At 68.1% G+C, this 20,843-nt stretch carries 17 protein-coding genes; 6 read left to right on the forward strand and 11 right to left on the reverse strand.

The window, feature by feature from the left end; all coding sequences use genetic code 11:
* The first annotated feature begins 9 nt into the window (after positions 1-9).
* The 3 genes from ACFY2X_RS02075 to ACFY2X_RS02085 are packed head-to-tail and all read left to right on the forward strand — an operon-like array spanning position 10 to position 3,562.
* Positions 10-819: a c-type cytochrome gene (locus ACFY2X_RS02075; RefSeq protein WP_389931104.1), complete on the forward strand. Its 810-nt coding sequence runs from the start codon at positions 10-12 to the stop codon at positions 817-819.
* Positions 816-1,925: a Rieske 2Fe-2S domain-containing protein gene (locus ACFY2X_RS02080; RefSeq protein ID WP_389931105.1), complete on the forward strand. Its 1,110-nt coding sequence runs from the start codon at positions 816-818 to the stop codon at positions 1,923-1,925. Before ACFY2X_RS02075 ends, ACFY2X_RS02080 begins: the two co-directional genes overlap by 4 nt.
* A complete protein-coding gene (locus ACFY2X_RS02085; protein ID WP_389931106.1) occupies positions 1,922-3,562 on the forward strand; it encodes a cytochrome bc complex cytochrome b subunit in 1,641 nt (546 codons plus the stop codon). The genes ACFY2X_RS02080 and ACFY2X_RS02085 overlap by 4 nt, the downstream gene beginning before the upstream one ends.
* Positions 3,563-3,902: 340 nt before the next feature.
* Here the strand turns inward: ACFY2X_RS02085 and ACFY2X_RS02090 are convergent, their stop codons facing one another.
* The 7 genes from ACFY2X_RS02090 to coxB form a co-directional block, all read right to left on the reverse strand.
* Positions 3,903-4,760 carry a transposase gene (locus ACFY2X_RS02090; RefSeq protein WP_389931108.1) on the reverse strand — a complete coding sequence of 286 codons (858 nt, stop codon included), beginning with the start codon at positions 4,758-4,760 and terminating at the stop codon, positions 3,903-3,905.
* A gap of 356 nt (positions 4,761-5,116) precedes the next feature.
* The gene (locus ACFY2X_RS02095) at positions 5,117-7,879 is read right to left on the reverse strand and encodes a WD40 repeat domain-containing serine/threonine protein kinase (protein WP_389931110.1); all 2,763 of its coding nucleotides are present in this window, start codon (positions 7,877-7,879) and stop codon (positions 5,117-5,119) included.
* A 273-nt stretch (positions 7,880-8,152) separates the two neighbouring features.
* On the reverse strand, positions 8,153-8,557 hold the full coding sequence (locus ACFY2X_RS02100) for an integrase core domain-containing protein (protein ID WP_389931112.1): 405 nt from the start codon (positions 8,555-8,557) through the stop codon (positions 8,153-8,155).
* A gap of 238 nt (positions 8,558-8,795) precedes the next feature.
* Complete coding sequence (locus ACFY2X_RS02105) at positions 8,796-10,004, reverse strand: Ig-like domain-containing protein (protein WP_389931114.1); 1,209 nt, start codon at positions 10,002-10,004, stop codon at positions 8,796-8,798.
* 159 nt (positions 10,005-10,163) lie between these two features.
* Positions 10,164-10,559, reverse strand: a complete 396-nt coding sequence (locus ACFY2X_RS02110) for a cytochrome c oxidase subunit 4 (protein WP_389931116.1) — start codon at positions 10,557-10,559, stop codon at positions 10,164-10,166.
* Positions 10,556-12,181, reverse strand: coding sequence for a cytochrome c oxidase subunit I (gene ctaD / locus ACFY2X_RS02115; protein WP_389931118.1), 1,626 nt, complete (start codon positions 12,179-12,181; stop codon positions 10,556-10,558). The genes ACFY2X_RS02110 and ctaD overlap by 4 nt, the downstream gene beginning before the upstream one ends.
* 32 nt (positions 12,182-12,213) lie before the next feature.
* Entirely contained in the window at positions 12,214-12,966 is a 753-nt protein-coding gene (gene coxB, locus ACFY2X_RS02120; RefSeq protein WP_389931120.1) for a cytochrome c oxidase subunit II, read from the reverse strand.
* A 215-nt stretch (positions 12,967-13,181) separates the two neighbouring features.
* Here coxB and ACFY2X_RS02125 point away from each other — a divergent pair, with 215 nt between their 5' ends.
* Together ACFY2X_RS02125 and ACFY2X_RS02130 are read left to right on the forward strand one after the other, a co-directional pair.
* Positions 13,182-14,318, forward strand: coding sequence for a cysteine desulfurase family protein (locus ACFY2X_RS02125; protein WP_389931122.1), 1,137 nt, complete (start codon positions 13,182-13,184; stop codon positions 14,316-14,318).
* Between the two features lie 25 nt (positions 14,319-14,343).
* Positions 14,344-14,613: a sulfurtransferase TusA family protein gene (locus ACFY2X_RS02130; RefSeq protein WP_389931124.1), complete on the forward strand. Its 270-nt coding sequence runs from the start codon at positions 14,344-14,346 to the stop codon at positions 14,611-14,613.
* A gap of 228 nt (positions 14,614-14,841) precedes the next feature.
* Here ACFY2X_RS02130 and ACFY2X_RS02135 read toward each other — a convergent pair whose 3' ends face one another.
* Both ACFY2X_RS02135 and erpA read right to left on the reverse strand, forming a co-directional pair.
* Entirely contained in the window at positions 14,842-15,828 is a 987-nt protein-coding gene (locus tag ACFY2X_RS02135; RefSeq protein ID WP_389931125.1) for a carbohydrate kinase family protein, read from the reverse strand.
* Between the two features lie 129 nt (positions 15,829-15,957).
* The gene (erpA, locus tag ACFY2X_RS02140; RefSeq protein WP_389931127.1) at positions 15,958-16,311 is read right to left on the reverse strand and encodes an iron-sulfur cluster insertion protein ErpA; all 354 of its coding nucleotides are present in this window, start codon (positions 16,309-16,311) and stop codon (positions 15,958-15,960) included.
* 192 nt (positions 16,312-16,503) lie between these two features.
* Here erpA and nadA point away from each other — a divergent pair, with 192 nt between their 5' ends.
* Positions 16,504-17,658 (forward strand): quinolinate synthase NadA, encoded by a 1,155-nt coding sequence (nadA, locus tag ACFY2X_RS02145; RefSeq protein ID WP_389931128.1) that lies wholly within the window; start codon positions 16,504-16,506, stop codon positions 17,656-17,658.
* A 58-nt stretch (positions 17,659-17,716) separates the two neighbouring features.
* On the opposite strand, the gene ACFY2X_RS02150 is transcribed toward nadA, so the two are convergent.
* Positions 17,717-18,436 (reverse strand): SIMPL domain-containing protein, encoded by a 720-nt coding sequence (locus ACFY2X_RS02150; protein ID WP_389931130.1) that lies wholly within the window; start codon positions 18,434-18,436, stop codon positions 17,717-17,719.
* 121 nt (positions 18,437-18,557) lie between these two features.
* Positions 18,558-20,777 (reverse strand): serine/threonine protein kinase, encoded by a 2,220-nt coding sequence (locus ACFY2X_RS02155; RefSeq protein ID WP_389931132.1) that lies wholly within the window; start codon positions 20,775-20,777, stop codon positions 18,558-18,560.
* Positions 20,778-20,843 lie beyond the last annotated feature (66 nt).

Here is a 20,843-nt window from a genome sequence, read left to right on the forward strand (position 1 = left end):
GGGATCTCTGTGACTAGGATCACCGCTGGACGGCGGCATCCCCTCGCGAGATACGCCGTCCTGCTTCTGGCCCTCGCGCTGGTCGGAGGGGTCTACACCCTCGTGGCCTCGACGAACCAGCGGGCCGACGCGTCCATCGCGTCCGGCAGGGCCGACGACGTCGCGGAAGGCAAGAAGCTCTTCCAGCAGAGCTGCTCCAGCTGCCACGGCCTCAACGCCGAGGGCACCGCGCAAGGTCCGTCACTCGTCGGCGTCGGCGCGGCGGCCGTGGACTTCCAGGTCAGCAGCGGCCGCATGCCGATGTCCAACCCCGGCGCCCAGGCCCCGCGCAAGCCCCCGGCTCACTGGGTCAACGACAAGACCATCGGGCAGCTCGCGGCCTACATCCAGTCCCTCGGCGGTGGCCCGACCATCCCGTCGGACGAGCAGGTCGACCCCGCGAAGGGCGACAAGGCGAAGGGTGGCGAGCTGTTCCGCGCGAACTGCATCCAGTGCCACAACTTCGTCGGCGCCGGCGGCGCCCTGACCCAGGGCAAGTACGCCCCGCCGCTGTCGGAGGCCACTCCGGCGCAGATCTACGAGGCCATGATCACCGGCCCGCAGGCGATGCCGGTGTTCAACGACAGCATCATCACCCCCGACCAGAAGCGGGACATGATCGCCTACATCGTGGGCGTGCGTGAGGAGCCCAACCCGGGCGGCGCAGGCCTCGGCCGCATCGGCCCGGTAACGGAGGGTCTGGTGGCCTGGATCGTGGGCATCAGCCTGCTCGCCCTGGCCGCCATCTGGATCACCGCGAAGAAGCGACAGGCCCAATGACTGACAACAATCACGACATCGACCAGCCCGACGGCCGCGTGCCAAAGCGCGTCATCGGCACACCCTCATCCGCCACAGGCACGTCCCTGCTCGGAGCCGAGGAGCAGCGCGCCGAGGGCACCGAGGTTCCCGGCGTGACCCTGCAGAGCGAGGCGACGGCGAAGAAGGGCGAGAGGATCGCCGCCTTCTGCTTCACCGTCACCCTCCTCGCGGGCATCGCCTTCGTCGCGTCCTACGTGATCTTCCAGGTCGGCGACGTCGAGAAGGCGCAGGTCTCCAACCTGGCCCTGGGCGGCTCGCTCGCGGTCGCGCTGCTCGCGCTGGCCGCGGGCGTCGTGGTCTGGGTCCGCATGGTCATGCCGAAGTACAACCTGGTCCAGGAGCGCCACCTGATGGCCTCCGACTCGGAGACCCGGGCCTACGTCGCCGAGACCTTCACCCAGGGCGTGGCCGAGAGCGGCATCGTCAAGCGGCCGCTGCTGCGCCGTACGCTGCTGCTCGCCGCGGCCCCGCTGGGCCTGGCCCCGCTGGTCCTGCTGCGCGACCTCGGTCCGCGCTACACCAACTTCCCCGAGAAGCTGCGGCACACCGTCTGGGGCGAGAAGACCAAGGACGGCAAGCCGCGCAGGCTCGTCGTCGAGGGAACCGGCGCCCCGATCCGCGCGGCGGACTTCAACTCCCCCGGCGGCATCCTCTCGGTCGTGCCCGAGGGTTACGAGCACGACCTGAACGCACTGGCCAAGGCCACGCTGATCCTGATCAAATTCCGCCCGGAAGAGATCAAGTCCGGGACGAACCTGAACTGGACGCACCAGGGCATCGTCGCGTACTCCAAGATCTGCACGCACGTCGGCTGCCCCGCCGCCCTCTACGAGCAGACCACGCACCACATCCTGTGCCCGTGCCACCAGTCCACCTTCGACGCCGCCGACGGCGCCAAGGTCGTTTTCGGGCCGGCTGCCCGGCCTCTGCCCCAGCTTCCCATCGCCGTGGACAACGAGGGCTACCTCATCGCCACGGCGGACTTCGCCGTACCACCAGGTCCCAGCTTCTGGGAGCGCGGCGACGCTGAGGCCGAGGCTCGCAAGAACGGAGGCCACGCATGAGCACCGGAACCGTCCCGAAGCCCATAGCGGGCGCGAGCAGCTTCCTCGATGACCGCCTCGGCGCGGGAAACTTCCTCAAGCGCAACCTGCGGAAGATCTTCCCCGACCACTGGTCGTTCCTGCTGGGCGAGATCGCGCTCTACTCGTTCATCATCCTGCTGCTGACCGGCACGTTCCTGACGTTCTTCTTCAAGCCCTCCATGGGTCACGTCGCCTACGAGGGCTCCTACGAGCCGCTCAAGGGCGTCATGATGTCCGAGGCCTACGCCTCGTCGCTGCACATCAGCTTCGACGTCCGCGGTGGTCTGCTGATGCGGCAGATGCACCACTGGGCCGCCCTGCTGTTCGTCGCCGGCATGATGGTGCACGCGCTCCGAGTGTTCTTCACCGGTGCGTACCGCAAGCCGCGCGAGCTCAACTGGCTGATCGGCGTCCTGCTGCTGACCCTGGCCCTGGCCGAGGGCCTGACCGGTTACTCGCTCCCCGACGACCTGCTCTCCGGCGCCGGTCTGCGGATCACCGAGGGCGTGGCGATCTCGCTGCCGCTGGTGGGCACCTGGATCACCTTCTTCCTCTTCGGCGGGGAATACCCGGGCGAGGACGTCATCTCGCGGTTCTACTCGCTCCACATCCTGCTCATCCCGGGCATCCTGCTGGCGCTCATCAGCGCTCACATGATCCTGATGTGGGTGCAGAAGCACACGCAGATGCCGGGCAAGGGCCGCGAGAACACCAACGTGGTGGGCGCCCCGTTCTACCCGGCCTTCATGGCCAAGGCCGGCGCGTACTTCATGTTCACGTTCGGCACCATCGCGCTGCTGGGCACCTTCGCCCAGATCAACCCGATCTGGCTGTTCGGCCCCTACACCCCGGCGGACATCTCGGCGGGCTCCCAGCCCGACTTCTACATGGGCTTCCTGGAAGGCTCGCTCCGCCTGATGCCCTCCTGGGAGATCAACTTCCTGGGCTTCACGCTGCCGATGAGCGTGCTGATCCCGGCGCTGGTCCCGATGGGCATCATCATGACGGGCCTGGCCCTGTATCCGTTCATCGAGCAGTGGGTCACCGGAGACCGCAGCGAGCACCACATCGCCGACCGTCCCCGCAACAACCCGCACCGCACCTCGATCGGCATCTCCGCGATCACGTTCTACGGTGTCCTGTGGCTGCTCGGCGCGAACGACGAGATCTCCTCGTTCTTCCACGTGTCGCTGAACTGGACGACCTACGTCGGCCGGGTGCTGGTCTTCCTCGCCCCGGCGATCGCCTACGTCATCACCTACCGGTTCTGCCTGGGTCTGCAGCGCAGCGACGCCGCGGTGATCGGGCACGGCGTGGAGTCCGGCGTCATCAAGCGCCTGCCCCACGGTGAGTACATCGAGGTCCACGTTCCGCCGAACGAGGGCATCGAGGCCCACGTGCGGGGCAAGACCGCGATTCCGATGATCGCCGGAACCGACGCCGACACCGACGGCATTCCCCCCAAGGGGATGCGCGGCCCGATCGGCAGGCTCCGCGCCAAGATGAGCAAGGCCTACGGCGGCGAGAAGATCCCGCTGGACGAAGGCCACGGCCATGGGCACGAAGAGCACGCGGCCGTCGGCTCGGGTGGAGACGACAAGTCCCTGACTCACTGATCCGCCACGCGGTTGCGGGGCCCGGACACCTCGGTGTCCGGGCCCCGTTGCGTTGGAACGGCCTCCTCGCGCCAGAGCGGCTCCCTGCGGGCTTTGCGCTGGAGCGACCCTGCGGCCCGCGCTGGAGCCACCCCCTGCGCCCTGGAACGGCCCCTGCGACCCTCGGAGGCCACGCTCGGCTCCGGACCACCCTCGGCAGGGGTTTAGGGGGTGGCGGGCGGCCGTACGGCCGTTGTCAGCCCTCCTGGCGCCCTCCGCCGCGAAATCCCTGTGGGGCTCAATAATAGGATTCGGTGTCTGACCTGCCGGCTCTCGTCTGACCTGCCGGCTCTCGGTGGTGTCAACTGGCGATCTGGTACTCGTTGATGAGGCCGCCGAGGATGGATCTGCGGTGGACTCGGTGGCCGGCCAGGTCGATGGGGGTTGGCGGTCCGGTTTCGGCTTGCGACGGGGACAACTGTCCGATGCCGCGGTGAGGCCGAGCCGTGTTGTAGTGCTCCAAGTAGCGGGTGAGGGTTCGGCGTAGATGGTGTTCGTTGAGGATGAGCATGCTGTCCAGGAGGTCGCGGCGTAGGGTGCCGATGGTCCTTTCGCAGTGCGCGTTCGCTTTCGGGGCCTGTGGTGGGCTCTTGATGACGCGCAGGCCAGCGTCGGCGAAGACCGCGTCGAAGGCATCGGCGAACTGGCCGCCCCGGTCGCGGATCAAGAACTTCAGCTTCGTCATGTCGATGGCGGTGTCGATGAGGAAGTTGCGGGCGGCCTGGGCGGTCCACGAGTCGGTGGGGTTGGCGGTGACGCCGAGCAGGTGGGCCCGGCGGCTGCCATGTTCGAGCATGATCAGGGCGTACAGGCGTTTGAGGTTGACGGTGTCCACGTGCAGGAAGTCGACGGCGACGATGTGCTCGGCCTGAGCGGCCAGGAACTGCTTCCATGTCGGCCCGCTGCGGCGCGGAGCGGGGTCGATCCCGGCCCGGTTCAGGATGTTCCACACGGTCGAGGCGGCGATCTTGTGGCCGAGGCGGGTCAGTTCACCGTGGATGCGCCGGTGGCCCCAGCGGGGATTCTCCGCGGCCATGCGCAGGATGAGTGCCTTGACCGCAGCTGCGATGGGCGGCCGTCCGGGACGGCGATGCTTGCTGTAGTCCCACTTCATCGCCACGAGTTTGCGGTGCCAGGCCAGCAGAGTGGCCGGGGTCATCGGGAAAACCTTCTCCCAGCGATGGCGGGTATCAGGTGCGAGAGCGCCGCCAGCCACAAGCGGTCGGCTGGTTCGTAGCGCACCCGTGGCATCTGGCGGCGTAGGACCGCGTTCTGATGCCGAAGCACCAGCAGTTCCGCCTCCTTGGAGACACCGCGGCGTAGCAGAAGTGCGGGCAAAGCCAGCAGGCGTCGGGTGATGGCGTACACCGTGGACAAGATCACGAAACATGATCCCAGGCGACCTGGGCTGGCCGGACGAGGAGCTGCGCTGGAAGTGATTCGAGTTCTTGAGCCCCACAGGCTCGAACCGGCCCTGACCGCCTAAACGAGATAACCAGCAGGGTCGTTCGGCGCCTAATCCGTCCCTTCGCCGAGGCTCCAGCCCCGGATGGTGGTATCCCCCGCCGAGATCGCGATGGGAACCTGGCCCAGCGTGCAGAAGGCCACCGTGGTCACCTGGGCGGTGTGGCCGGTGAAGGGCGTGCCCAGGGGCTTGCCCGCGGCGAGGTCCCACAACCGGACCTCGCCGTTCTCGCCACCGGACAGCAGCACGGGGTGGCCGCGCAGCTCACCGAGGGCGAGCGCGGTCACCCAGCCGTGGTGGGCCTTGGGCAGGGAAAGGGTCCTGCGGCCTGTCGCCAGATTCCAGACCCTGATCGTGCCGTCCCTGGTGCCCGTGGCGGCCAGCCCCCGCCCGACGATCATGCTCTCCAGCGTCTCACCGTCGTGGTCGCCGTCCAGGCGGGTGGAGCCGTTGACGTACAACACGCCGCCCGCGGCGGTGAGCAGCGTGCCATCTGACTCGACGGCGTCGTCGAAGGCCAGATCGGTCCGCTCGATCGTGTCGCCGGTCACCGGGTCGGACACCACCAGGTTCCGTGGGGTCACGGAGACGATGGCCGGCCTTCCCGACCTTTCCGTGAGCGTCACAGCGGTGGCCGCTTCGGTGTTCGGCAGGGCCTCGCCCAGGCCGGCGCCGGTGACGGCGTCGGAGCGCCGCACCCCGTCCTGCCCCGCTGAGATCACCACCGGCCTGCCATCGATCCTTCCCGTCGCCAGGGCGAGGACCTCGTCGTCGTCGAAGCCGTGGCTGTGGCCGAGGAACGGCTCGCCGACCGCCGCTCCGCTGTCGAGGTCGGTCACCCGGACGCTGTGGTCCTCGGTTCCGGCGGACACCACGACGGTGCGGCCGTTGACGGTGTCGCACCTTGCCAGCCGTACGGCGCCGCCGTAAAGAGAGATGACACCCGCACCCGCGGGGCCGCCGCTCTGGGCGTCGCGCAGGCGCAGGCCGTTGGCGCCACCGCTGACCACGACGGGCCGGCCGTCGAGCATGCCCGCCGTCATGGAGGTGGTGAATCCCGCCGCGGCGGGGATCTGGGTGAGCTCGCGGCCGGTGGACAGGTCAAGGACGGCCGAGAGACCCACCCCCGCGTAGACGATCGCCGGACCGCCCGGGAGGTTGATCATCTGCACATCCGTGACCGTCTGTACCTTGGTGGCCGGGCCGGTGCGGACGCGACGGCCCGTACGGAGGTCTCCCACGTACAGATCGGTATGCATGCCGCCGAGTACGAAGCGGCCACCGGAAACGGCCGCGGACCACGGGCGCTCGACCGGCGTCGCGACGGCCGCCGCTGCCCAGTGCCGTCTGGTGAGATTCCAGAGCCTGACCTTCCTGGCGCCCCCCATGACGATGACGGTGTCGCCGTCCACCTCGCCGACCGCCAGGGGGGTGAGGTCCTCGTGCAGGCGCGTCCGGACGACCTCCCCGGTGACCGGATTCCAGGTGATGATGCCGTCAGCGTAGCCAGCCACCACGACCTCGTCGGCGGTGAGCAGGGACGTGAAGGAGGCACCGGGAAAGGAGTACGGCTTGCCGATCCTCTCCCCGGTCTCCAAGTCGACCGCGGCGAGCTCATCCTGGTCAAACCGCTTGCGAACACCGACAGCCGCGGGACGTTTCGACAGGGTGAGCACCGTCAGGGCCGCGTAGTCGGTGCCGAACGCGAGCTTCGAGGCGGACACCCGCGCGCCGGTCCGCACGTCCGAGACCGTGATGCGGTCGTTCTCACGGCTGGTGACCACCACGGGACGGCCGTTCAGCGTGGCCCAGATGATCTTTTGCACGTCTCTGGAGTGGACCTCGTACGGCCCTCTGATCTGGGTCCCCATCGGCGCCTTCGAGCCGGGCGCCCGCTCGGTGCGTGGCCAAACAGCCACCGCAAAGGAAAGAACGAGGGCGAGCGCCACGGCGAGCGTGGCCCACAGCAGCCGGCGACGGCGAGGTCGTGGGGAGATCGGCAGGGTGGGCCGCCCCTCTCCCAGCAGGGTCAGCAGCACGTCGTCGGCGCGCGGCCGCGCGGACGGGTCGCGGTTCAGGCAGGCGGCGAGCACCCCTCGCAGGCTGTCGGGGAGGGCGCTCAGCTCGGGCTCGTGATGGAGGATCCGGTAGAGGACGGCGCCCACGTCGCCCTCGCCGAACGGCGATCTGCCGGTGGCGGCGAAGATCATCATGCCGGCCCACGAGAACAGGTCCGTGGCGGCGGTGAGCCGCCGCGCCGACACCTGTTCCGGGCTCATGTAGGCGACGGTGCCGATGACCTCGCTGACCGTGACCGAGGTGCCGTTCAGCACCTTGGCGATTCCGAAGTCGATGACTCGGGCGCCGTCGGAGCCGAGAAGCACGTTCGACGGTTTGAGATCGCGGTGGACGATCTCGGCCCGGTGGATGGCGGCCAGCGCGGTCATCGTGTTGACTGCGAGCCGGTGCAGTTCGCCGGGCGCGAGCGGCCCGTCCCGCTCGACCCGTTGCTGCAGCGAGTCGCCCGGGATGTACTCGCTGACCACGTAGGGGTGCGCCCCGTCCACGTCGGCGGCGAGCACGCTCGCGGTCGCGAAGCCCGCCACCTGCTTGGCCGCCTCGATCTCGGCCAGGAACCGGTCGCGGGCCCTCGGATCGGCGGCCATCCGGGCGTGTAACACCTTGACCGCGACGGGACGGCCGTCCTGCGCGCTCCCCAGGTACACAACGCCCTGGCCACCGCCGCCCAAGCGGCCGACCAGCCGGTAGCCCCCTACCTGGAGGGCATCCCCAGGTTCGAGGGGCTCTGGCATGGGGAAAAGATACGGCAATACGCCCCGGACAGGAAGATCACTGCGTACCCTTCAGCATGCGTGTAGCGCGGCGACGAACCAGGTCGCGAGCGCGCCCGCGAGGCCGGCCTGCTCGCCGTCTGAGGTGGCCCAGGCGAGGGAGCCGCCATGGGTAGATCTCACAGCCGCGCGTCACCGCAAAACCCTGGTGGTCTGCGAAAGCTGTCACGCGGACATCCATGGCAAGTGTGGTGTCCGGCACTCTACGCCTGCCGAGAATTCCATCCACGCAGTTCAAGCGGCATGTGAGTATTCGTGGAGGACTCCGCCGAGCAGGTCTCGCCGGCGTATGTTCAGGTCGACGATTCTGGCTGGATCGGTGATCGGATCTGGGGCGGCGCGTAGTGGAGCCGCCTGGTCCAGGGCTTGATGGGCTCGGTGCTGGTTGTAGAACTCCTCATACTCGCGCAGGGCATGCCGTAGATGGCGTTCGTTCCAGAGCAGGCATCGATCCAGGAGCTCTCTGCGGCAGGACTGCACCCACCGCTCCATGACCGCGTTCATCCGCGGCATTCGGATACCGGTGAGCACGGTCTGGATACCTGCGTCGGAGAGGATCTCGTCCATGAGGGCCGGGAACTTCGCATCCCGGTCTCGGGTCAGATAGCGCACCCGACAGCCCGCATCCTCCAGATCCATCACCAGATTCCTTTGGCCAACCGCGGCATCCTCGTCGAGACCGAGCCGGGATCGTTCACCCAGCCGCGCCGATAGCCCGAACGGTGAGCTTCCGACCAGCCGACCTAGCTCAATCCCAACGACGAAAGGGACATCAGCTCGCGGAACGCACTCTCAAGCCGTGTGGCGGGCCTGAATCCGGCCTCAGAGAGACTGGAGCGGCCTCAGGTCTCAGGTCTCAGGTCTCAGGTCTCAGGTCTCAGAGAGAGTCGGCGGTGAAGTGTTTGACGCTGCTCCACTTCAGCCACTGCTTCCAGTCTTCCTGCCAGTGACCCCAGCCGTTGGTGGGCTCCAGCGGGCGGGGCGAGCCGGTGATGATGATCGGATCACCGATCAGGGTGTTCTGGAGGAACCAGATGGCGTTGGCCGGGCTGACGTTGACGCAGCCGTGGCTCACGTTGGAGTAGCCCTGCGAGCCGACCGACCAGGGAGCGCTGTGGATGTATTCGCCGCTGTTGGAGATGCGGACGGTGTTGTAGACGGTCATCCGGTAGTAGCCTGCCTGGCCGGGGCCGATGCCGGGTGAGGTCATGATGGTGACGGGCTCGCGCGACATGGCCAGGTGGACACCGCTGGTCGTGTAGTACTTCCACTGGCCGCCCTGGCCCGCGCTCATGGGTATCTCGCGGATCGTCTTGCCGTCGCGCTTGACGGTCAGGTGGTGGGTGGCGGTGCTGCCCCTGGTGATCTGCGAGCGGCCGACCTTGAAGGCGATGCTCTGGTTCTGCTTGCCGTACAGGCCCTCGCCGCCCCGCACCCCCGCCAGGCGGGCCTCGACCCGGACCTTGGTGTGGGCCGGCCAGAAGGTCTTGGGGCGGAAGTGCACCGTCTTGTCGTCGAACCAGTGCCATGCCCCGAAGACCGGCTTGGATGCGCTGACCAGGAGGTTCCGCTCGACGGCGACGCGGTCGGTGATGGGCTGGTCAAAGGTGATCATGACCGGCATGCCGACGCCGACGGTGAGACCCGTCATCTCCTCGCTCGGCAGGAAGCTCTCGATCGAGAAGGTCTTGTCGGCCTTGACCGTGGAGAAGGAGCTGGTGGTCTCGGTGATCTTGCCGTCCGGGTTCGCCGCCGTCACGGTGACCTCGTAGGAGGTCCCGGGAGTCGCCGTCCTCCGGCTGCGCCACTGGGTGCCGTCAGCGCTCAGCACGCCCGGCAGGGGGCCGTTGCGGCTCTTCACGGTCACCTTCTTCAGGACCCCGCCCTGGGCGGAGACCAGGACGGTCGTGTCGGTCGGCACGTTGCGCGCTCTGTCGACAGGAGCCACGGTGACCGCGGCGTCGGCGTGGCGCACGGCGCTCGCCGTCTTCTCCCCTTTAGTAGCGGTGCCGCCCGAACATGAGGCCACCAGCGCCAGGGCCAGCAGCCCGGCCCCCTGGATCGACCCACGGATCGCCTGCCCCACGTGTACTCCCCCATCCAGGAACCGAATCTACTATTCCTGTTATTACCCGGAGTAAGCGGATCGCTACGTAGGACATTCCACCTGAGCCGCCAACAACAACAAAAAAGCGGGCCATGGAAAAATTTCCATGGCCCGCGTTTCAGCGAGAATCGCCGGGGATCAGTGCGAGAAGTGACCCCGATAGTACTCGAAGACGAACCCGATCATGCTCATGATGACCGCGAAGACGCCGATCATGAACAGCCACCAGCCGATGACCAGCCCGACCGCGGCGAGCGCGACGGCCAGGCAGACGAACAGCGGCCACCAGCTGTGCGGGCTGAAGAAGCCGAGCTCTCCGGCACCCTCGCTGATCTCGCCCTGCTTGTCGTCCTCCGGCTGGTCCCCGATGCGGCGAGCCGTGTACATCAGGTAGTAGCCGATCATGAGGGCGAAGCCCACCGAGATGGCCATCGCCGTGGTGCCGACCGGCTCCCGGGACCAGTACCAGTAGACGACGTCCACTGCGGCGAAGAAGATTCCGCAGAGGATGAACAGCCAACCCTGGACCTTCATCGGACCTCCTCCAGCTCAGGGGTCGCCGTGATGTACGGGTGCTTGAAGTCGAACGCCGGGCGCTCGGACCGGATCCGCGGCAGCGAGGTGAAGTTGTGCCGCGGCGGCGGGCAGGAGGTCGCCCACTCCAGGGAGTTGCCGAAGCCCCACGGGTCGTTCACCGTGACCTTCGGCGCGGTCTTGTGGGTCCGCCACACGTTGTACAGGAACGGCAGCGTGGAGGCGCCGAGCAGGAAGGCGCCGACCGAGGAGACCATGTTCAGGTCGGTGAAGCCGTCGATCGGGCTGTAGTCGGCGTAGCGGCGTGGGAAGCCCTGCGCGCCGAGCCAGTGCTGCACCAGGAAGGTGGTGTGGAAGCCGATGAACAGCGTCCAGAAATGGATCTTGCCGAGGGTGTCGTTCAGCATCTTGCCGGTGAACTTGGGCCACCAGAAGTAGAAGCCGGCGAACATCGCGAAGACCACGGTGCCGAAGACGACGTAGTGGAAGTGGGCCACCACGAAGTAGGAGTCGGACACCTGGAAGTCCAGCGGCGGCGAGGCCAGGATGACACCGGTCAGGCCGCCGAACAGGAAGGTGACCAGGAAGCCGATCGAGAACAGCATCGGCGACTCGAAGGACAGGTGTCCTCGCCACATGGTGCCGATCCAGTTGAAGAACTTCACCCCGGTCGGGACCGCGATCAGGAAGGTCATGAACGAGAAGAACGGCAGCAGCACCTGGCCGGTCGGGAACATGTGGTGGGCCCACACGGTGATCGACAGGCCGGCGATGGCGATGGTGGCGCCGACGAGGCTGATGTAGCCGAACAGCGGCTTGCGGCTGAAGACCGGCAGGATCTCGGTCACGATGCCGAAGAACGGCAGCGCGATGATGTACACCTCGGGGTGGCCGAAGAACCAGAACAGGTGCTGCCAGAGCAGCGCACCGCCGGTGGCCGAGTCGAAGATGTGGGAGCCGAGCTTGCGGTCGGCCTCCAGCGCCAGCAGGGCGGCGGCCAGCACCGGGAAGGCCATCAGCACCAGGATCGAGGTGAGCAGCACGTTCCAGGTGAACATCGGCATGCGGAACATCGTCATGCCGGGCGCGCGCATGCAGACGATCGTGGTGATGAAGTTGACCGAGCCGAGGATCGTGCCCAGACCGCTGATGGCCAGGCCGGCGATCCACAGGTCACCGCCGACGCCCGGCGAGCTGATCGCGTTCGACAGCGGGGTGTAGGCGAACCAGCCGAAGCTGGCCGCGCCGTTCGGGGTAAGGAACCCCGAAAGGGCGATGGTGCTGCCGAAGGTGAACAGCCAGTAGCTGACCATGTTCAGACGCGGGAACGCCACGTCCGGCGCGCCGATCTGCAGCGGCATGAGCTCGTTGGCGAAGCCGGCGAACAGCGGCGTCGCGAACATGAGCAGCATGACCGTGCCGTGCATGGTGAACAGCTGGTTGAACTGCTCGTTGCTGGTGAGCTGCAGGCCGGGCTGGGCCAGCTCCGCCCGCATGATCAGCGCCATGACGCCGCCGATCAGGAAGAAGACGAACGACGTGATCAGGTAGAGATGCCCGATGATCTTGTGGTCGGTGGACGACGCCCACTTCGCGATGATCGAACCCTTACGGGTCGTCACGGGGGTAGCGGCGATGGGTTCGTTATGTGCGGTCACTGGGCACCCGCCTGGCTAGCGATGTACTGGTCGAACTCGGCCTGGGGGACGAGCTTCACCGAGAAGAGCATGCGGCTGTGGTCCACACCGCACAGTTCGGCGCAACGGCCCGCGTAGACGGCGGGCTTCATGTCGAGCGTGTCGACCTGGAACTTGTTCTCCACGCCCGGGATCACGTCACGCTTGAAGTGGAAGGCCGGCACCCAGAACGAGTGGATGACGTCCGGCGAGTGGAGATCGAACTCGATCTTCTTACCTGCCGGGAGCACCAGCTGCGGCCCCTGGGTGTAGTCGCTGACGGGCTTGCCGACGACTTCGACCTTCTTGCCGTTGTAGTCGGTCGTGAAGCGCCAGCTCCACTGGAAGCCCTCAACCTTGACCTTCACGTCGGGGCGGCCAGACATGACGTTGAGGTAGTTCTGGTCGCGCGCGGTGAAGTAGAAGAAGACGCCGACCATGATGATCGGCACCACCGTGTAGAGAATCTCGATCGGGAGGTTGTAGCGCACCTGGGGCGGCAACTCCTCCTTCGAGTGCTTCTTCTTCCGGTGGAAGGCAACGGACCACAGGATCAGGCCCCACACGACCACACCGGTGGCGAGAGCGGCAATCCAAGATCCGTTCCACAGATTCTGGACGGTCTCGGCCTGCTTGGTGATGCCGCCGGGCAAGCCACCACGGGACCAGTCTTCGGCACTACACGCCGTCACGGACACCAGCAGCAGCGCCAGAGCGGCAGCGCGTGGCACCCGGCGGCGGGCCAACGGACGCCGTGCAGAACGGCGGGTCGGACTCACGGATCGCCTACCCCACAGATGAAGCCCAGGAGTCGCTCCTGGGCGGTCGTTTGTCGTGTTCACAACTTGTAGTTCGCAGTTTTACGCTGGGGGACACATTAGCGCGGACTAGCCTCGCCCCCCCGCGCAGCCCCCGATTGCGCCGCACATGGTGCGACGATTAGGGCGTGGCGTACTTCGATGCGGCCTCCACCGAGCCGCTGCACCCTCAGGCACGCGAGGCTCTGATCGCGGCGCTCGACGTCGGCTGGGCCGATCCGGCGAGGCTCTACGGCCCTGCCCGCCGGGCAAGGATGTTACTGGAACAGGCCCGGACCGAGGTCGCCGAGGTCCTCGGAGCGCGTCCGGACGAGGTCTCGTTCACGTCCTCGGGCACCCAGGCGGTGCATCTGGGCGTGCTCGGCACCCTGCACGGACGGCGCCGCGCCGGACGCCGTCTGGTGACCTCTGCGGTGGAGCACTCCAGCGTGCTGCACGCCGCCGGGATCCACGAGCGCGACGGCGGCTCGGTCCAGACGGTGGGCGTCGGCCGTACCGGCGTAGTAGACCTGGCCGCGTTCGGGGAGGCGGTCCTCGCCGACGGCACGGCCCTGGCCTGCCTGCAGAGCGCCAACCACGAGGTCGGAACAGTCCAGCCGATCGCCGAGGCGGCGGCCCTGTGCGCCGAGGCCGGGGTGCCGCTCCTGGTCGACGCGGCGCAGACCGCGGGCCGGATGCCGCTGCCGGACGGCTGGTCGGTGCTGACCGCGAGCGCTCACAAGTGGGGCGGCCCCTCAGGGGTCGGCGTGCTGGTGGTCCGCAAGGGCACCCGGTGGCGCAGCCCGCTCCCCGAAGACGATCGCGAGCGCCGCAGGGTGCCCGGTTTCGAGAACGTGCCGGCGATCGTCTCAGCCGCCGCCGCGCTGCGCGCCATGACCGCCGAATCGGCTCAGGAGTCGGCCCGCCTCTCGGCGCTCGTGGACCGGATCCGGAACGAGGTGCCCCGGCTCGTCCCCGACGTCGAGGTGATCGGCGACCCCGTCGCGCGAGCACCGCATATTGTCACCTTTTCGTGTCTTTACGTGGAAGGTGAGGCACTGCTGACGGAATTGGACAAGGCTGGATTCGCCGTATCGTCCGGCAGCTCATGCACGGCGAGTACGCTTCGTCCATCGCATGTTTTGGAAGCCATGGGTGTGCTTACACACGGGAACGTCCGGGTATCGCTGCCCCGAGGCGCCTCCACGACGGATGTCGATCGCTTCCTTGCGATCCTGCCGGAGACGGTGAAGAGGATCCGCGAGGAGGCGGGCGTGAAACAATGATCAATATTCGGGGAGTGAACGCTTGATGACGCCCAGGCAGGCCGCCGCCGAAGGATCCACCCAGCCTCCGGCACTGACCATCGACGCCCTGGGCAAGAAGTGCCCGATTCCCATCATCATGCTCGCCGAACAGATCAACTACGTCCCGCGCAACGCGATCGTGTCGGTTCTCGCCGACGACCCCGCGGCGTTCACCGACATCCCGGCCTGGTGCCGGTTGAAGTCACATCACCATGTGGCCAGCTACGAGCTGCCCGGGGGCGGGTGGGCCATCCACGTACGGCGCAACTACTGACCCGGGCCCGCGTGCACGTGCCGCCGTCGGCCGGGATGACCGCCGGCCCGGGGGGAGCCTGAACGGCCCGGCGTCGCGGCGGGCGGCGTGGTCCGGGCGAGGAGCGTGGCGTACGGCGGGCCCGGTGGGCGGCGAATGGCCTCCACCGGGCTCGCCGTGGAACCGTGGAGCGCGCTCAGACGTGCACTCAGAGGTGACGGAGCGCGCTCAGGCGCGGTGAGGCGTCACTCAGGCGTAGTGACACTTCACGAAGCGGGCCACCTCCGCGGCGGCCTCGGCGCCGTAGGCGGCGGCGAAGCGCTCGAGGAAGACCTGCTGGCCGAGCTCGTACTCCTGGCAGCCGACGCGCTCCAGGACGTGGGTGGCGGTGAGGTTGCCCACCTGGCCGCAACGCTCCAGGGACAGTCCCCAGGCCAGGGCGGTCAGGAAGCCGGAACGGAAGGCGTCGCCGACACCGGTCGGGTCGGCCTTGCCGAGCTCGGGGGCGGCGGCGACGTGCAGGGCCGGTTCGCCCTTGCGCTCGATCACGGCGCCCTTGGGGCCGAGCGTGGTGACGCGGACGCCGACCCGGTCGAGGATCTCCTGGTCGGACCAGCCGGTCTTCTGCTCGATCAGGCTCTTCTCGTAGTCGTTGCTGAACAGGTAGGCGGCGCCGTCGATCAGCAGGCGGATGTTCTCGCCGGGCATGCGCGCGAGCTGCTGGGAGGGGTCGGCCGCGAACGGGATGCCCCGCTGGCGGGCCTCGTCGGTGTGCCGGAGCATCGCGTCGGGGTCGTTGGGGCTGACCAGGACCAGGTCCAGGCTGCCGAGTCGCTGGATGATCGGGCCGAGCTCGATCAGCCGGGCCTCGGCCATCGCACCGGTGTAGAACGACGAGATCTGGTTGTGGTCCTCGTCGGTGGTGCACAGGAACCGGGCGGTGTGATGGATCTCCGAGGTGTGCACAGAGTCACAGTCGACACCGTGCCGCTCCAGCCAGGACCGGTAGTCGGCGAAGTCCGCGCCGACCGCGCCGACCAGGATGGGCCGCAGTCCCAGGCAGCCCATGCCGAAGGCGATGTTGGCCGCGCAACCACCGCGGCGGATCTGCAGGTCGTCCACGAGGAACGACAGGGACACCCGATCGAGCTGCTCGGCGATGAGCTGGTCGCCGAAGCGCCCCGGGAACGTCATCAGGTGGTCGGTCGCGATTGAGCCGGTGACGGCGATGCGCACGGGATCTTTCTCCTCGTTGTCAGCATCAGGAAAAGTGGGGGTCGAGCCACGCAAGAATACGCGACCGGAAAGACGCGCGACGGCCCCGCGGAGTGAGAGATCTCACTCCGCGGGGCCGTCGTGTGCCGCCTAGTTGAACGAGTCTCCGCAGGCGCACGAACCCGTGGCGTTCGGATTGTCGATCGTGAAGCCCTGCTTCTCGATCGTGTCGACGAAGTCGATCGTGGCACCCATGAGGTACGGCGCGCTCATGCGGTCGGTGACCACGCTGACGCCGTTGAAGTCCGTGACGACGTCGCCGTCCATCGAACGGTCGTCGAAGAAGAGCTGGTAGCGGAGGCCTGAACAGCCACCGGGCTGCACGGCCACGCGCAGCTGAAGGCCCTCCTCGCCCTGCTGCTCCAGCAGGCTCTTGACCTTGGCCGCGGCCGCGTCACTGAGGATCAGGCCCTGTGCCGTGGTCTCGCTGCTCTCAACCGACATGTGGTGACTCCCGCGTCTGCGTTCAGTCGCCCCTCTGGGGCGGCTGTCTGTTTCTGACGTCCTTCTTAGACGCTACCAACACCCGCCAACGGCTACACATTCCTCGGGCCGGAACCTCATCTCACCCCGGAATAAATCCCCCCATGTGTGTGTCATCATTAGTCGTCAGTTCGACGATAAGGGGGTGTGGTCGTGACGACCACCGAGACCGGGCTTCCGCTCTTCGTCCTCGGCCGGGGGACCGACCCGCACAGCGAGCGCGGCGTCGACTGTCCCGGCGATTTGCCGGCCGCTTCCGACCCGGCGCTCGTGGAGCGCGCCAGGCGGGCCAAGGCGGCGCTCGGCGACCGCGTCTTCGTGCTGGGGCACCACTACCAGCGCGACGAAGTCATCCAGTTCGCCGATGTGACCGGCGACTCGTTCAAGCTCGCCCGCGAAGCGGCCGCCCGGCCGGACGCCGAGTACATCGTCTTCTGCGGCGTGCACTTCATGGCCGAGTCGGCCGACATCCTGACCGGCGACTCCCAGAAGGTCGTGCTGCCCGATCTCGCGGCCGGCTGCTCGATGGCCGACATGGCCACGTTCGACCAGGTCGAGGAGTGCTGGGAGGTGCTGGAGGACGCCGGGATCGCCGACGTCACGGTTCCGGTCACCTACATGAACTCCAGCGCCGACATCAAGGCGTTCTGCGGGCGCAACGGCGGCGCCGTGTGCACCTCCTCCAACGCCAGGCGCGCCCTCGACTGGGCGTTCTCCCGGGGGGAGAAGGTGCTGTTCCTGCCCGACCAGCATCTGGGGCGCAACACCGCGGTGCTGGAGATGGGCCTGTCCCTGGACGACTGCGTCGTGTACAACCCGCACCGGCCGAACGGCGGGCTGACCCCCGAGCAGCTTGAGAACGCCAAGATGATCCTGTGGAAGGGGCACTGCTCGGTGCACGGCCGCTTCACCGCCGAGTGCGTCGACGACGTCCGGGAGCGGATCCCCGGCGTCAACGTGCTGGTCCACCCCGAGTGCAGGCACGAGGTGGTCACCAAGGCCGACTACGTCGGCTCGACCGAATACATCATCAAGAAGCTCCAGGAGGCGCCCGCGGGGTCTTCCTGGGCGGTGGGCACCGAGCTGAACCTGGTCAAGCGGCTGGGACAGATGTTCCCCGACAAGAACGTGACGTTCCTGGACCGGACCGTCTGCTACTGCTCGACGATGAACCGCATCGACCTGCCGCACCTGGTCTGGGCGCTGGAGTCCCTGGCGGCCGGCCAGGTCGTCAACCAGATCACGGTGGACGAGGACACCACCCACTGGGCCAAGGTCGCCCTGGACCGGATGCTGGCCCTTCCCTGACGCCCCCGGACGGGCTCCGGCGAGCCGCAAACGCCGGAGTCCGTCCCCTGGCGGGGAGCTATCGCAGTTCGTAGACCACCCGGACGCTGACCGAGACGGTCTGCCTGCCGGGACTGATCGAGGCCTTGTCGGACACCGCCCCCGCCTCGAACATGATCGGGTGGGGCGATGTGACGCCCTCCTCGCTGATCGACAGGATGGGGCCCAGGTCACGGCCGGACAGCCTGGCGTACTGCTCCGCGCGGGCCATGGCGTCCTTGAACGCCGCGTCCCGCGCGGCCTTGAGGAGCTTGCGGCTGCTGGACACCTCGAAGGAGACGCCGTTCAGCCGGGCGTCCTCCCCGATCCCGGCCACCGCGTCGATCACACGGTCCACGGCGCCGATCTCACGCACCACGGCCTCGACGCCCTGCACCGCCCGGTAGCCGGAGACCCTGGGGTAGTCCGCGTATTCGGGGCCGAGGGAAAGCTCGTCGGTCCGCAGGTCCTTGGCCTCGACTCCGGCGTCCACCAGTGCCCTGGTCAGCCTGGCGGCGGCCCTGCGCGCGTCGGCGAGGGCCACTTTCGCGGAGTCGCGGCGCACCTCCACGCCGGTGTTCAGGCGCATGACGTCGGGGGCGGAGGACAGGCTTCCCTCCCCCACGACCGTCACCTGTGAGCGTTTGTCGTCCACGATCACCTTCGCGGAGTCGGGGTGAGAATCGGCGAGCGCGGCCCCGCCGAACACGCTCATGGTGACAAGCGCCGCCGCGGCCACGGTGTGAGACATTTTGATCATAGGCTCATGGCACCACGGGGCAAGAGCCCCGCCGGGGAACCGCTGGTGAGCCCTGTCATGTCTTGAAGATCAGATTACGGCGTGCTCCCGCCACCGGCAGGGAGGTCCGGAGGAAGCCGGCTCAGCTCTCACGGGTGAAGCGCATGAACTGTTTCTCGTACTCCTTGGATTCGGTCGTGGTGGCCAGCACCCTTTTCACCTGCCCCTGGAAGTCGATCACCACGGCCTCGTAGCCGGAGCCCTTCCGCCGCCAGCCCGCGATGTGCCGGTCGTCGTACCAGCCGATGAGCCGCTTGGTCTCGAACGGGATTCTGAACTGGGCCTCCCCGTCGGCGCCGGTGGACCAGATGCAGATCTCCTTCTCGGTCCCCTTGCAGTACGTCAGGAGCAGTGCGCCCGAGGGCGAGACGTCGTCGCCTTCCACGGTGATCGGGGTGCCCACGTCCAGCAGGGTCTGCAGCACGGTGCCCTGCAGGTCGTAGAAACGGATGCGCTGGGTCTTGCCGGTGAGCGCCCAGGTGCCGACCGCCCTGCCGTCCCCCCGCCAGAAGTAGCTCCACCTGCCGGCGTCCTTCTCCTTCACCCGGACGATCCTGGCCTTCTTCCTGGCGATGTCGATGACCGCGTAGCCGTACTCCTTGCTGGTGTCCCCGACCGCCTCGTACAGCGTCACCAGGCCCCGGCGGCCGTCCGGGGACCACTGCGGCAGGGTCGGGTAGACCGGCGCCTTGGTGACCTTGACCTGGCTCACCGCGCCGGACCTCCGGTCGACGATCGAGACGACGGCGTAGTTGCTCTTGTCGTAGACCCTGTCGGTGGCCAGCGCGTGGGTTCCGGAGGCGTTCACCGTGTACTGGAAGTACTTGTCGCTCTTGGCGAACTCGTCGGTGCCGCGGGTGCGGACGTAGAGGCGCTTGTCCCAGTCCAGGCTGTAGGAGCTGAGCTTGATCGGGTCGGCGGCGCTCTCGTGGAGCGTGATCGAGCTGCCGGGAAGCTTGATCGTCTTGCTCGCCTGGGGCACGGCGGAGACCGCCGGGGTGGGTGTGCCGGAGACGGCGTCGCCGGACCTGGAGGTGACGGCCGCCTGGGTGGAACCGGTCTTCCCGGGCGTCGTGCCCCGCAGCGACAGCGTGATCCCCACGGCCGCGACGAGCGTGACCCCGAGCCCCGCGCCGACCGCGATCCAGACCCCGCGCCCGCGCCCGGCCGCGGGTTCCGCCCGCACCGGGTACGGCAGGGCGCCCGGGCCCGGACGGGTCGAGGGACCTCCGTAGGGCTGCGAGATCACCTGTTGCGGATGCCCCGGCCCGGCCTGCGCGACCTGGGGGTGGGGGTAGCCGCCCGGCCCGGTCTGGGGGAAGACACCCGGGCCCGCGTACCCGGGCTGGAGGTGGCCACCCCGCTCTGGTCCGGAATGGTGGAGCGGGGGATGACCGCCGGGCCCCGGCCCCGTCCGCTGTGCGGCGGCGGCCGAGCCCTCGGCGAGGATCCCCTGAGGCGCCCCGGGCGCCGACACGCCCGACACGCCGCCGGCGTGGCCGAGCAGCCGCAACAGCGCCTCCCCCGCCGCAGGCCGCAGGGCGGCATCCTTGGCCAGGCACTGCCCGACCAGCTCACGCAGCGCCGGATCGGCGATCGCCCGCAGATCGGGCTCCACATTCATGATCCGGTTGAAGACCGCGGGCAGACTGTCGGTGCCGAAGGGCGGCCGGCCGGTGGCCGCGAAGACCATGGTGCAGCCCCAGGCGAACATGTCCGCCGGCGACCCGGCAGTCTCCCCGGCCAGCTGCTCGGGAGTCATGTAGGAGGGCGTGCCGATCGCCGTCGCGGTCAGCGTGGAGGTGCGATCGAGCGCCCTGGCGATGCCGAAGTCGATCACCCGGGGGCCGTCGGGGGCGAGCAGCACGTTGGACGGCTTGAAGTCGCGGTGCACGATCCCCGCCTGGTGGATCGCGACCAGCGCGGTCACCGTGCCGATCGCCAGGCGGTGCAGGGCCGCGCCCTCGCGCGGTCCCTCGGCGGCCACCACGGCGTCCAGCGTCGGGCCGTCGATGTACTCGCTGACGATGTAGGGCCGATGCCGGTCGACCCCGGTGTCGATCACCGCGGCGGTGCAGAACGGCGCGACCCGCCGGGTGGTGCTGACCTCACGGACGAAGCGCTCCAGCGCCTCCTCGTCCTGCGCGAGGTCGGCGCGGAGCAGTTTCACCGCCACCCGGGTCCCCGTGGGCGACACACCGAGATAGACCGTGCCCTGACCACCCTCGCCGAGCCGCGCGGTGAGCCGGTACTCCCGCACCCGCTCGGGATCCCCAGGCCGCAAGGACGCGAGGTCCGGCATGGCCACATCCCCCCTTTAAGAACTTTTTTCGGTCCATTGTGGGGGTAGATGGTCACAATCAGTGCA

It is taken from the genome of Streptosporangium sp. NPDC000396 (assembly GCF_042898655.1).
Taxonomy (GTDB): Bacteria; Actinomycetota; Actinomycetes; order Streptosporangiales; family Streptosporangiaceae; genus Streptosporangium.